This is a genomic window from Affinundibacterium baiyunense (assembly GCF_018139645.1).
GTDB lineage: Bacteria > Pseudomonadota > Gammaproteobacteria > Burkholderiales > Burkholderiaceae_D > Undibacterium > Undibacterium baiyunense.
Genome location: NZ_JAGSPM010000004.1, coordinates 274,190 through 286,740, shown reverse-complemented (window position 1 = coordinate 286,740; position 12,551 = coordinate 274,190). Strand labels below are relative to the sequence as shown.

Here is a 12,551-nt window from a genome sequence, read left to right as displayed (position 1 = left end):
TTGCGCATGAATTTGTTGAAAGTAGTGAGAACGCGAGTTTGTTTATTCAAGAAACAAACTCGCGTTTGTTTTTTTGTTCTGCTGTTTGGCTTGACCCAAGTCGCCGTTGCGGGAAATCAGAAAGAAGAAGCAATTGCGGATTCTGTCAGATTGGCATTAGCAAAACTGGTGGCAGACCCAAATCCGCCCAAACCGACATTCGAGCGAATTGAAGACCGTATTAAATACTTGCACTGGTTGGGTGAGATGTCGGATCGCTTAAAACGTCGTATGCCAGATAAGCAGACGCGTATCGAATTTCTAGAAACAGTGTGGTACGAATCAAAGCGGGCCGGTTTGGATACCGGCTTGGTGTTGGGTCTGATGCAAGTCGAGTCTGGATTTAAAAAATATGCGGTTTCGATTGTCGGTGCTCGCGGATATATGCAAGTGATGCCATTTTGGTCGCGCGTGATTGGTGATGGTGATCCTAAAAAACTGTTTCAAATGCAAACCAATTTGCGCTATGGTTGTTCGATTCTTCGTATGTACATCGACATGGAAGGTGGCAATTTGTTTTTGGCATTAGGGCGATATAACGGTAGTCGCGGGCGTGCAGAATATCCAAATGCAGTGTTGGCAAATTGGAAGAAGTGGGAGTTTAAGGAATAAGAGTCGTAATGGCATGGTCAAATTGAAGCGTTTGAATGAGTGGAAATTTTAGATACAGGACATGAGCATGAAAAAAATATATTGGGCTATGTGGCTTGCTTTGAGTTTGTTGAGCGCGCAAGCGTGGGCGTTTCAAACAATTTTTATGGTGCGACATGGCGAGAAAGTCGATGAGAGTCGCGATCCTGAATTGAGTGCGCAGGGCAAACAAAGGGCATTAAATCTGGCCAATATCTTGCGTGATGCAGAAGTCAAACGTATCTATGTGACCGAATTTCAACGCACTCAAATGACCGCAGCACCATTGGCGCAAAGCGCACAACTCAGCCTTAACCAATACGCCGCCAAGGAATCACGTGCTTTTGGAAAACAAATAGCTTCGACAGAGGTAAATACCTTGGTAGTAGGGCATTCGAATACCTTGCTTGATATCTTGCAAGGATTGGGAATACAAAATGCAAAGACTGTTGCCGACGATGAGTACGATCGTTTAATTGTCGTCCATTTAAATAAAAATGCTGCACCGACTTATACCGTTTTGCGTTACTAGAAGTTCTTTTTAATGTTTTAAATTAGCTGAGAGCGTAGTGAAGAAGGCTAGGCTCGTTGCTGATGGCTATGATCAGTATGCTATGGAGCGCGATGCTCAAGTAAATGATCAGTGTAAATAGGAATTTTTTGGTTTTGTGTCTGAGTAATTGTTGAGCGATTAAAGCTCCTAGTGCACCGCCGAGTAAGCAGCTTAGATGCAAGTTGAATTCGGCAATTCTACGTTGTTGCGTTCGTGCTGCCCACTTATCCCAGGCAAAAAGCGCAAAACAAATCAAATTCGCGACTGAATAATATAAAACGGTGTTCATCATTTTTTTAGTCGATTTGCATTCTCTATAAAAACGCGCTTGGGCATTATTGCGCTTTTCATTGTTTAAGACGAGTCATCTATTTTAGGCGAAGTGCTGAGGCTAAGTAGTTGAATTTACTTTGATTTGTTCAGGCTTATTAGGCTTTGTGTTGCGCCTAATTTGAGTTCTTAAGGCCATCTGCGGTCTATATTCACATGTGTCGAGTTAGGCAATTTTGTCTTCTTCGCACGCCAAATTCAGTTAATTTAGCGCATAAACTTGTCGCAAAATTTGGGAAAACCGCGCAGATGTTGTATCCTGTAGGATTGAAACAACGGCGTTAAGCCCATTATGCAAGAGCACTCTAGTAAGGTCAGATCAGCTGACCTTAAACCACATAGGTCATTGTTTGAACGATTGACCGCCTTAATTTCTCCTGAACCCGAAAACCGCGAAGAGCTGTTAGAAGTTCTGCACGACGCGCAAGAACGTAATTTGATTGATGCCGATGCCTTGGCAATGATCGAAGGGGTTTTCCAAGTTTCCGATTTATCCGCCCGTGATGTCATGGTGCCGCGTTCGCAAATGGATGTGGTTGATATCTCCAAACCCATTGCCGAATGGATGCCAGAAGTGCTAGAAACCGCACATTCGCGTTTCCCTGCAGTGGATGGCGATCGCGATAAAGTTGTCGGCATTCTGTTAGCGAAAGATTTATTGCGTTATTACGCTGAAGAGAGTTTCGATGTACACAAGATGTTGCGTCCAGTTGTGTATATTCCCGAATCTAAGCGTTTGAATATTTTGTTGCGTGATTTCCGTGCTAATCGTAATCATATGGCGATGGTGGTCGATGAGTATGGCGCGGTCGCGGGCTTGATTACGATTGAAGATGTGTTGGAGCAAATTGTCGGAGATATCGAAGACGAGTACGATTTCGATGAGGAAGAGGACAATATCATCGTCTTGGAAAATCAAGGCAACGGTAAACGCTGGCGCGTAAAAGGCTTGACTGAAATTGAGCAGTTCAATGAAGTGATCGGTACCGAGTTCACTGATGCCGACGCGGATACGATTGGCGGCTTTATTACCAATCATTTACAACGTGTTCCGCACAAAGGTGACGAGTTTAGTATCGGCCAATTACATTTTGAAGTCTTGCGAGCAGATGCGCGTCAGGTGCAAATTATTTTGGTTGAAAAGCGCAGCGCTAACTATAGTTCGGAAGAATAGATCGGCATGTTCGCTGTTAATACTTGGTTGCAAAAACTTTCAGTGCCACGAGCTAGTCTCGTGGCATTGCTATTAGGAGGCATGAATGTTTTATCATTCGCGCCTTTTTTTGTTTGGCCTTTGCAGTTTGTTACGCTTGCACTGCTGTTCTCTATTGTACTGCTTCATCATGAGTGGAATAAGAAGCAGTTATTTGTCGTCAGTTTTAGCTACGCTTTTGGCATGATGTTTAGCGGTGTTAGTTGGTTATTGATTGCGATGACGCGCTATGGCGGCATGGCTTGGATTTTGGCAATCATTGCGCTCGCCTTTTTGGCTAGTTATATGGCGCTTTTTCCGACGTTGACTTTGTTGTTTGCGCGTAGCTTACGGCGTCGTTGGTCTATCCCGAATTCGGTCTTACTATTATTGGTGATTCCTGCATTGTGGGCGCTCTTTGAATACCTGCGCGGCTATTTGATGACAGGTTTTCCGTGGCTGTCTTTAGGCTATGCGCAAGTTGCTAGTCCGTTAGCGGGCTTCGCGCCAGTGCTGGGTGTTTATGGTCTGAGTGGGATCGTTTGTTTGATTGCAGGCTGTGTCAGTTTGTTTGTGTTGAAAGCCTCAAGACGCAAACGTACTGCTGGTTTGGCTTTGTTGTCAGTCGTGTTTGGCCTTGGTTTCGGTTTGCAAAATATTGCATGGACTAGTCCGCATGGACAGCCTTTGAGTGTTCGTTTAGCGCAAGGTAATATCGATCAAGGCGTTAAATTTGATGCGGATTTCATCGATAGCACTTTGAGCTTATATCGCAGCATGATCACTGAGAAGCCCGCAGATTTAATCGCGGTGCCAGAAACCGCTTTGCCGATTTTGACTTCGCAGTTACCTCCAGATTATTTGCCGCAATTACAAACATATGCGCGTGAATCAGGTAGCAATTTATTTGTCGGAGTCGCGACTGATGATGGAAATAATCGTTACTCCAATAGTGTATTGGGATATTCGGCGCATGATACCCAAGTGTATCGTTACGATAAACATCACTTAGTCCCATTTGGTGAGTTTGTGCCCTATGGATTCCGTTGGTTTGTGAATATGATGCAAATTCCGCTTGGTGAGTTCGCGAGTCCAGGCGTGTTACAAGCCAATCAGCGAGTCAAAGATCAACGCGTGATGCCGAATATTTGTTATGAGGATTTGTTTGGCGATGAAATCGCTTTGCAATTGCGAGCACAAGCACAGACAGCGCAAGGTGCAGCATCGATTTTATTGAATGTGTCGAACTTGGCTTGGTATGGCGATTCGATTGCGATTCCGCAGCATTTACAGATTTCTCAAATGCGTAGTTTGGAAACGGGCAGGCCGATGCTGCGTTCGACCAACACGGGTGCTACTGCGATCATTAATGAGCGCGGCGAGATCATTGCACAATTGCCGACATTGACTTTAGGCAGTTTGGCGGGACAGGTGCAAGGAATGCAAGGACTCACGCCTTACATTCGCTTTGGTGATGCGACTATGGCTTTACTCGCTGGTTTAGCATTGTTGGCAGCCTACCTTATCAGCGCACGCCGCCCTCGTTTGCAGAAATAAGTAAATAAGAGGCGATTAAGAAGCGATTAAGAAGTCATTAAAATGAGCTCTTAAGGTTTTTTGCCTAATCCTTTTGTCGCGCTTGTTTGTATCGTCGCTTCAATATCCGCCAAACATTCTAAGCCGCGTGCAGTGATACGGTGTTTGCCGCTGCCTGCATCGATTTCGATGTGGGCTTTCTTTCCTAAAAAAGTCGCCACTGGGGCACTTAACTCAAAGTCTGGATTTTCTGCGATAGCGCGCAAGCCATTAATACATTGTTTGATAAACAAAATCTGGCGACCATTTTCGGTCAGTTCAAAACTACCATCGCGGCGATGTGCAATTAATTTGATACCGATTAAACGCTTTGAATTGCGTGAGATACAAGCACTAGGACGCGCACCTTTTGGTAACTTGGTGATTTCTTCTAGCGCATTGTATTCGTCGATACTGAGGTTTTGATTCATTGTGATTTTCTTATGATGAGATGTTTCGCAGGCGACAGTTTAACACTCTTAAGCCATGCTCCCAAAGCGAGTCTAGTTCTTTTGGCGTATCCCTAGCCTGATTAGCCTAGTCCTTTGCCTACTTCAGGCGAATTTATCAAAGTGTAAAACTCCCCTAAGCTGGCATTACTGAAAAAAGTTAAGGGAGTAAATAATGACTACGCAGGTAAATAGTTCAGGAAAAGCCAATTCGGTACTCGGTGCCAGTACCTTGGCTTTTACTATTTGTTTTACGATTTGGATGATGTTCGGCGTGATTGGGATTCCGATAAAAAAATCCTTGGGTTTAAACGAGACGCAGTTTGGATTGTTGACCGCGATGCCGGTCTTGACGGGTTCTTTGATTCGCGTTCCGCTGGGAATTTGGACTGATCGTTTTGGTGGTCGTATTGTCTTATTTATGTTGATGATTAGTACCGTTATCCCTATTTATTTGATTAGTTACGCTACCGCCTATTGGCACTTCTTGGTGCTTGGTTTGTTTGTTGGTTTGGCTGGTGGCTCGTTCTCGGTGGGTACGCCGTATGTTGCGCGTTGGTTCAAGAAGGATCGTCAAGGTTTGGCGATGGGGATTTTTGGTGCGGGCAATTCTGGTGCAGCGGTGAATAAATTTATCGCACCCGCGATTATTGCTTCGGCTGGCTGGGTGATGGTGCCGAAAGTGTATGCGGTATTGATGCTGGCAGCAGCTCTAATTTTTTGGGTATTTTCAGCAACCGATCCTAGTCATAATGTGAAGTCGAGTGTGAGTTTTACAGCGCAATTGAAGATGCTGAAAGACCCTAAAGTATGGCGCTATTGCCAGTACTATTCTGTGGTATTTGGTGGCTATGTAGGCTTGAGTTTGTGGATGGTGAAATACTATGTCACTGAGTATGATTTCGATATGAAAGACGCTGCATTGTTGGCTGCGTGCTTCTCTTTACCAGGTGGCGTATTGCGTGCTTTTGGTGGATGGTTGTCGGATAAATATGGTGCATACAAAGTGACTTGGTGGGTGATGTGGGTATGTTGGGTATCGTTTTTCTTGTTATCTTATCCGCAGACTGAATTTACAATCAAAACAGTGACTGGCCCGCAAGTATTTAATATCGCCTTAACGCCAGTGATTTTTACGAGCTTATTATTTGTAGTTGGGATTGCGATGGCGGTTGGCAAAGCATCGGTGTTTAAATTTATCTCTGATGAATACACGCATAATATTGGTGCAGTGTCTGGTGTGGTTGGCCTTGCTGGTGGTCTTGGTGGTTTTGTGTTGCCGATCATGTTTGGCGCAATGGTTGATTTAACGGGCGTACGTAGCTCTTGTTTCATGCTTTTGTATGGCACAGTTTGCGTATCTTTGGTGTGGATGCACTTCCAGTTCCGTAAAGAGATTATGCAATCAGCACAAACAGCTTTAAATACAGCAAATGCTTGATACGCTTGATGGCTTTATTGCAAAGTGATCGCTTGCTGTTGGATGTTTGATCGTCGCTTTGCATCATAGATTTGCAAAATAAAACGCTCCAAGAATGCAACTACATTCTTGGAGCGTTTTGACTTATTCGCTTAGTCAATAAAAACTAAATCGAATTATTGAATTTGAAAATGCTTTTTATCTGACAATGCATTTAATTAAAAGAGTTAATCCAAAGCCCAAATCAGATGCGCGTCGAGATGTAGTCGCGCATAGGCTGAGAGCGCGTCGATTTGTGCCGTGTCGGCTGCGATTGCCGAATCCAGTGCCATTTTTCTCGTATTCAGTGCTTCTGTAATGCTGACCTCACCCAATCGGTAGGCGGTTTGCATTAGATTCGCTTGTTGCATACTTTGTTGACGCAAGCTGTCCAAGGCCTTCCACGTGGTAAAGGTGCGTTGGCTATCTGTAATCGCTTGTCTTGCCATGAGATTTACCTTGGTTTGCACTTGTTGTAATTTCTCATTGGCGATCTGCGCCTTTGTCAGCGCTGCACTTCTTTCACTGCTGCGTGCTGCGCCGGGGAAGGGCATAGAAATACTAAAACCGACCACGCGCTCTTGACCATCACGTTCGCGACTGGAGCGTATTCCCAAAGTCGGATCTGGCATTTTATCTTGATCAATTCTGGCAGCTTGCAGTCCCATATAGTCGGCTTCTGCTTGTGCTAATTCGAGTTCGTGGTTGTCCTTTAATATTTTATCTAGCCAATGCTCGCTTGCCTTCGGGTCTTGTGTGTCTATGCTCAGTGGTTGTGGCAAACTGCTAGCGCTTGGTAGCGGTAGGCTTGGATAGTTTGCTTGCAATGCTTGCGTTGCTAATTCCAATCTTTGTTCTGCTTGTTGCAGCAATGCGCGTACCCGCTGTAATTCGGTCTCGGCGAAGAGTTGTTCGAAGTGGGCGGCGTCTCCCGCCTTGACGCGTTTTACTGCAATCGCGCTCAATTGCTCCGTGATCTCGAGTTGCTGACGTAATTGTTTTAAGGTGAACCCTTCACGTAATACTTCAAACCAATCTTTCAGCAATGCGCGGCTGGTTTCATGCCATTGATCCGCATAACTAGCTTTCGCTAGCTCAACGCCTTTGTCACCAATGACACGATCTTTATCCGCTTTACCAAACCAACGCACAGGTCGTTCGAGTGCAAATTCTTGTTCACGAAACCGCCCACCGTTTAAATCGGTTCGACGACTTAAGCCTACTCGGGCGGTCCATTCATAATGACCTGCTTCAAGGCGTGATTTTTGATTACCCGCTAGATTAATTCCCATATTGCCCGCGCGTAGTTGCGGAATGTTGGAAAAACTTTTTCTAACCAAAGATTCTGGCGGCAAAATCGATAATGGATCATCATTGGCAAAGACCGGTTGCGCAACAAGTCCTGCCGCGACTAAGTAGGCGCTAAGCAGCGTGCGTTTTATCTGTTTAGTGTAATTAGTACGCTTGGTATGCTTAAGATTGAACATTAAAATCTCCCGAAACGATGAACCGGCGTGACCCAATATGCCACATCCGGGTTCTTAATTTTCTGTCCGAGTGCCGCTACTAATTCGAATAATTGCGCTTGTTCGCCAACCACCATAATCAGTTTGCGTTTGCTGCGGCCTTGTACTTTCTCAATTGCGGTTTGTAATGCCGCGCCTTGACCCATGCCTTGAGCATCGACGATAGAAAAGCCGCTAGCCCATTGCGGATTAAGCAGAAGAAAATCGCAGATTTCTTCGGTTAGCGCTAGCGGAATCGCCAGTGTCAACATACTGTCAAATATGCTGTTCATCGCGTGCTGTGAAGTCGTGTTAGTCATGCTGATCACCTGAATTTGAGACAGTGTCGGTATTTGAGTTTTGGTTGGTATTTGTCGCTAATTGCGTCGAAGCGGTTTCCGTTTTGGCGACTCCAAATCGTTGGAATAAAATCGGTAACAAAATCAAAGTCAAACTCGTTGCCGATAACAAGCCACCGATCACCACAATCGCCAGCGGTCGTTGAATTTCTGAACCTGGGCCAGTTGCTAGTAGCAAAGGAATTAAACCAAACGCGGTAATGCTTGCCGTCATCATCACTGGACGGAATCGGCGCAAGGCTCCCTCCGAGACCACTTCATCAATCGCCACGCCGCGCGCAACCAGTTGATTAAAATAAGTGATCATTACCAGACCATTCAGAACTGCAATCCCCATCAAGGCGATAAAGCCAACCGATGCCGGAACGGACAAATATTCGCCAGTGATTGCTAAAGCAATCACACCGCCCAGCATCGCAAACGGAATATTCACAAACACCAATACCGATTGCCGAACCGTACCGAGCGTAGCGAATAGCAAGAAGAAAATCAGTGACAAAGCGATAGGTACAACGATGCCCAGACGTGCTGCGGCGCGTTGCTGATTTTCAAATTGGCCACCCCAAGATAAGCGATATCCTTCTGGCAGCTTGATTTGTGCTGCCACTTTGGCTTTTGCTTCATCAACGAAACCGACCAGATCGCGACCACGCACATTGGCACGTACCACCACCATGCGCGATGAATTTTCACGTTCGATTTTGACTGGACCATCCACCATCTTTAATTCAGCAATTTGGCTTAATGCGATTGAGCTACCATCCGCGATCGGTAAGCGGATTTGTTGAAATAGATCCGCTGACATCTGCAAATAAGCGCTACCGCGTAGCAATAAAGGAATGCGACGACCATCTTCGATCACGATGCCAGATTGACGTCCTTCTACCATGGTACGTAGATCCTGTTGAATTTGGTCAACGCTTAAACCAAGTCGGCCAGCGGCTTCTTGATTGATGTCGACTTGCAGATATTGCACGCCACTATTTTTGATCGTCAAAACATCTTCACTACCTTGAATCCCTTCGACAGTTTTGACTATGCTTTCTGCAAGTTGTGCCAATGTTTGATTATTGCTGCCATAGATTTTGATCGCTAGATCACCACGCACACCCGATAACATTTCCGAGGTGCGCATTTCGATAGGCTGGGTGAAGCTAAAATTGACACCAGGGAATTCAGCTGTGACCGTGCGCAACTGATCGATTAAGGCTTCTTTACTCTTGCTCTTCCATTCGTCATGTGGTTTGAGCACCAAGAAGGTATCGGTTTCATTTAAACCCATAGGGTCAAGTCCAAGTTCGTCCGAGCCAACGCGTGCAATCACATTCAGCACATCGGGGACGGTTTCCAAGATACGTCTTTGAATTGCCATATCTAACTTAGTCGACTCATCCAAATTGACAGAAGGCAGTTTTTCGATTTGCATAATGATGTCGCCTTCATCCAAACTAGGCATGAAGGATTTACCGATGAAAGGAAATAGCGCTGCGGTGACGATCAGCACCAGTACCGATACCAGCATCACTTTCTTGGCATTGTTGAGCGCTCGTGTCAGTAATTTTTTATACGCAGTTTCTAATTTGCGCACTAACCACGGCGTTTCATGATGTGCTTGTCCCATCATAAAAGAAGCCAACACCGGAATCACTGTTAGCGATAAAATTAAGGACGCTGCGATTGCAAAGGTAATCGTCATGGCGACAGGCGCGAATAATTTTCCTTCCAATCCTTGTAGTGATAACAGTGGCAAGAACACGATCATGATGACCACCATCCCTGCGGTTACTGGCACCGCGACTTCGCGTACAGCACGATAAATAATATGTAGTTTAGAAAAATTAGGACGTTCCTTGTCCGCGCTATGGGCTTCGATATTTTCAACCACTACTACCGCCGCATCGACCAACATACCAATCGCAATCGCGAGTCCGCCCAAGGACATTAAGTTGGCACTCAAGCCAAATTGGCGCATCAATAAGAATGTACCAAGCGCCGCCAGCGGTAAGATACAAGCGACCACTAGAGCGGAGCGAACATTACCTAGGAATAAATACAGCAAAATGACGACCAGAATCGTCGCTTCAGCTAAGGCTTTAGTAACCGTATTTACAGCGCGTTCAACCAAGTTGCCTCGATCGTAGAAGGGTTTGATCGTAATCCCTTGTGGCAGAGTTTTCTCAATCAGCTTGAGACGTTGGTTAACTTGTTCAACCACCTTTTGCGCATTTGCTCCACGCATTCCTAAGATCAAGCCTTGAACTGCTTCGCTTTTGCCATCTTTGGTCACACTGCCGTAGCGCGTCAATTGACCTATTTTTACCGTGGCGACGTCACCGATTTTTATCGCGACCCCATCTCGTTGATCTATCGAAATCGCGCGTACATCTTCTATGCTGCGAATGCTACCATCGCTGCGCACCAATAATGATTCTTCACCACTATTCAAACGGCCTGCACCATCATTGCGATTATTGCTTTCGAGTGCATCTTGCAATTGTTGTAGAGATACTTTGCGCGCGGCCAAAGCAACCGGATCAGGAATGACTTCGAAACTTTTAACTAAGCCACCGAGCGTATTTACGTCGGCAACACCGGGGATGTTACGTAGCTGGGGACGGATCGTCCAATCGAGCAAAGTACGCTTTTCCATTAAAGATAAAGGGCCTTCAATGGTGAACATAAAAATTTCACCGAGTGGTGTGGTGATTGGTGCGAGACCGCCACTCACCGAAGCGGGTAAATCTTTTAAAACCCCGTTTAAGCGCTCATTGACTTGTTGGCGCGCCCAATAAACATCGGTTCCATCTTCAAAATCTAGAGTGATATCCGCTAGCGCATACTTTGATTGCGAGCGCAAAATAACTTGATGAGGAATGCCTAGTAATTCTTGCTCAATCGGTGCGACGATGCGGGTCTCAACTTCTTCCGGCGTCATACCGGGGGCCTTCATGATGAGTTTTACTTGCGTGCTGGAGACGTCAGGAAACGCATCAATCGGTAGGTTATGAAATGCTTGAAAACCAGCAGCAATCAATACGATGGTAATGACTAATACCAGTAATCGTTGCGCTAGTGAAAAGGCGATTAGGCGAGCTAACATTATTTCTTCTCACTGTTTGTCGTTGGTTTTTGATTTGTTTCTTTGTTTGTGTCTTTAGCGGATGCCTTGGCAGCAGCTGCATTAGTAGCGACTGGTGGTGGAGCATCTTCGCCTTCTGTGCCCAAGCCCATCCAGGCCCCTTTTAAAACCACCAAGCCTTGAGTGGCGATTTGCGGATTACTCGCAAAATTACCTGTCACCCAAATTTTATCGGGCGAACCTGTCACTACGTTGACTTCAATCGCTTCAAAGCCATGATTGTTTTTTACAAACACGTACTGGTGTTTGCCATTACGCACTAAAGCATTTGCAGGTACGCCATAACTATTTTTGACGACTTGATGACCGATATGACTAGCTTCGACAAATTGGTTTAAACGTAAGCATGACGCTTGCTTAGCTTGGATAATTTCTTGTGCGCGAACTGTGATGCTTTGATTGCCTGCTTCAATTTGTGGCGAGATCGCCATGACTTTGGCATTGCCACAGTCTTTTATTTGCAAGAGATCACCAGTGCGTATTTGCGCGGCTTGTGCTTTTGATGCTTGAAGTTCTATCCAGAATGGTGCATCGCCACTGAGCTTGGCGATCGGCATTCCCGCTTCGACTCTTTGCCCAAGCTGGGCTTGCAAATCTAATACTGTCCCTTTTGATTTGGCATAAATAGCCGTGTTAGCGACTAAGCTTCTGGTTTTGAGTAATTGCTTCAAGGCGTTATCGCTTAATCCAGCCGCCTTTAAGCTTTGCCGACGTTCACTCGCCGCAACTTCGGATTGTATGGCTAGTGCTCGGCTTTCTTGTACGCGGCTTTGCGACACAATTCCCTCTTTAAACAAGTTTTCGTCACGATTTACTTTGTCTTGTGCGAGTTGTGCTTGAGTCGCGAACTGCAAGTATTCTCTTTGCATTTCCATCAACTGCTGACTAAAGATAGTCGCGATCGGGGTGCCTGCTTTCACTTCTTGTAAGGGGTTGACGTGTATGCTTTGAATCACGCCACTAACGACGGCGCTGAGCAATTGCGTTGCTGAAGTGGCAGCGACTACGGTGCCAGATAAGCGCAAGCCTTTATCTGATAGATTGGCATTGGCTGACAATGCACCATCGCTAGCAACGGTGGCTGCTTCAATTTTGATGCCAGAACGCGCAATTTGCTGCTGGCTGATATGAATTTGGGAATTTGTTTGTGCATTGCTATGCGACACAACACTAACTAGCCCAATGGCGCTGAGCAGGAGAAGCTTGCTAAATTGTTTTTCTTGATGGATGAAAGTCAGCATAATAGTCTCAATTGGTCTCAAAGAGTGTCAATAAGGGGAAAGTGAAGCTATTGTAGTTAGTGGTTCTTAAGAACTCCTTA

The 12,551-nt window shown here is 45.6% G+C and carries 11 protein-coding genes; 5 read left to right on the top strand and 6 right to left on the bottom strand.

Annotated elements, in window-relative coordinates; genetic code table 11:
• Positions 1-6 precede the first annotated feature (6 nt).
• Both KDM92_RS08825 and KDM92_RS08820 read left to right on the top strand, forming a co-directional pair.
• A complete protein-coding gene (locus KDM92_RS08825; RefSeq protein WP_212683991.1) occupies positions 7-651 on the top strand; it encodes a lytic transglycosylase domain-containing protein in 645 nt (214 codons plus the stop codon).
• A gap of 67 nt (positions 652-718) precedes the next feature.
• Positions 719-1,201: a histidine phosphatase family protein gene (locus KDM92_RS08820; protein ID WP_212683990.1), complete on the top strand. Its 483-nt coding sequence runs from the start codon at positions 719-721 to the stop codon at positions 1,199-1,201.
• A gap of 22 nt (positions 1,202-1,223) precedes the next feature.
• On the opposite strand, the gene KDM92_RS18965 is transcribed toward KDM92_RS08820, so the two are convergent.
• The gene (locus KDM92_RS18965; protein WP_212683989.1) at positions 1,224-1,511 is read right to left on the bottom strand and encodes a DUF1294 domain-containing protein; all 288 of its coding nucleotides are present in this window, start codon (positions 1,509-1,511) and stop codon (positions 1,224-1,226) included.
• A gap of 333 nt (positions 1,512-1,844) precedes the next feature.
• Between KDM92_RS18965 and KDM92_RS08810 the strand changes: the two genes are divergently transcribed.
• Positions 1,845-2,726, top strand: a complete 882-nt coding sequence (locus tag KDM92_RS08810) for an HlyC/CorC family transporter (protein WP_212683988.1) — start codon at positions 1,845-1,847, stop codon at positions 2,724-2,726.
• A 60-nt stretch (positions 2,727-2,786) separates the two neighbouring features.
• Positions 2,787-4,301, top strand: coding sequence for an apolipoprotein N-acyltransferase (lnt, locus tag KDM92_RS08805; RefSeq protein WP_329603143.1), 1,515 nt, complete (start codon positions 2,787-2,789; stop codon positions 4,299-4,301).
• A gap of 50 nt (positions 4,302-4,351) precedes the next feature.
• Here lnt and KDM92_RS08800 read toward each other — a convergent pair whose 3' ends face one another.
• Complete coding sequence (locus KDM92_RS08800; protein ID WP_212683986.1) at positions 4,352-4,750, bottom strand: hypothetical protein; 399 nt, start codon at positions 4,748-4,750, stop codon at positions 4,352-4,354.
• A 193-nt stretch (positions 4,751-4,943) separates the two neighbouring features.
• On the opposite strand from KDM92_RS08800, the gene KDM92_RS08795 reads away from it, so the two are divergent.
• Positions 4,944-6,209 (top strand): MFS transporter, encoded by a 1,266-nt coding sequence (locus tag KDM92_RS08795; RefSeq protein WP_189344923.1) that lies wholly within the window; start codon positions 4,944-4,946, stop codon positions 6,207-6,209.
• A 206-nt stretch (positions 6,210-6,415) separates the two neighbouring features.
• On the opposite strand, the gene KDM92_RS08790 is transcribed toward KDM92_RS08795, so the two are convergent.
• Genes KDM92_RS08790 through KDM92_RS08775 form a run of 4 tightly spaced genes read right to left on the bottom strand, consistent with a single transcriptional unit; the run spans position 6,416 to position 12,471 of the window.
• Positions 6,416-7,714, bottom strand: coding sequence for a TolC family protein (locus KDM92_RS08790; protein ID WP_212683985.1), 1,299 nt, complete (start codon positions 7,712-7,714; stop codon positions 6,416-6,418).
• Positions 7,714-8,052: a DUF3240 family protein gene (locus tag KDM92_RS08785; RefSeq protein ID WP_230408250.1), complete on the bottom strand. Its 339-nt coding sequence runs from the start codon at positions 8,050-8,052 to the stop codon at positions 7,714-7,716. Before KDM92_RS08785 ends, KDM92_RS08790 begins: the two co-directional genes overlap by 1 nt.
• Positions 8,045-11,191 (bottom strand): efflux RND transporter permease subunit, encoded by a 3,147-nt coding sequence (locus tag KDM92_RS08780; protein ID WP_212683984.1) that lies wholly within the window; start codon positions 11,189-11,191, stop codon positions 8,045-8,047. The genes KDM92_RS08785 and KDM92_RS08780 overlap by 8 nt, the downstream gene beginning before the upstream one ends.
• Positions 11,191-12,471 (bottom strand): efflux RND transporter periplasmic adaptor subunit, encoded by a 1,281-nt coding sequence (locus KDM92_RS08775; RefSeq protein WP_212683983.1) that lies wholly within the window; start codon positions 12,469-12,471, stop codon positions 11,191-11,193. Before KDM92_RS08775 ends, KDM92_RS08780 begins: the two co-directional genes overlap by 1 nt.
• Between the last annotated feature and the right edge of the window lie 80 nt (positions 12,472-12,551).

Bases quoted from the DNA above. Each gene is read 5' to 3' on its own strand.
- KDM92_RS08800 (WP_212683986.1), bottom strand. From the start codon at position 4,750: ATGAATCAAAACCTCAGTATCGACGAATACAATGCGCTAGAAGAAATC.
- KDM92_RS18965 (WP_212683989.1), bottom strand. From the start codon at position 1,511: ATGAACACCGTTTTATATTATTCAGTCGCGAATTTGATTTGTTTTGCG.
- KDM92_RS08785 (WP_230408250.1), bottom strand. From the start codon at position 8,052: ATGACTAACACGACTTCACAGCACGCGATGAACAGCATATTTGACAGT.
- KDM92_RS08810 (WP_212683988.1), top strand. From the start codon at position 1,845: ATGCAAGAGCACTCTAGTAAGGTCAGATCAGCTGACCTTAAACCACAT.
- KDM92_RS08820 (WP_212683990.1), top strand. From the start codon at position 719: ATGAAAAAAATATATTGGGCTATGTGGCTTGCTTTGAGTTTGTTGAGC.
- KDM92_RS08780 (WP_212683984.1), bottom strand. From the start codon at position 11,191: ATGTTAGCTCGCCTAATCGCCTTTTCACTAGCGCAACGATTACTGGTA.
- KDM92_RS08790 (WP_212683985.1), bottom strand. From the start codon at position 7,714: ATGTTCAATCTTAAGCATACCAAGCGTACTAATTACACTAAACAGATA.
- KDM92_RS08775 (WP_212683983.1), bottom strand. From the start codon at position 12,471: ATGCTGACTTTCATCCATCAAGAAAAACAATTTAGCAAGCTTCTCCTG.
- KDM92_RS08795 (WP_189344923.1), top strand. From the start codon at position 4,944: ATGACTACGCAGGTAAATAGTTCAGGAAAAGCCAATTCGGTACTCGGT.
- KDM92_RS08825 (WP_212683991.1), top strand. From the start codon at position 7: ATGAATTTGTTGAAAGTAGTGAGAACGCGAGTTTGTTTATTCAAGAAA.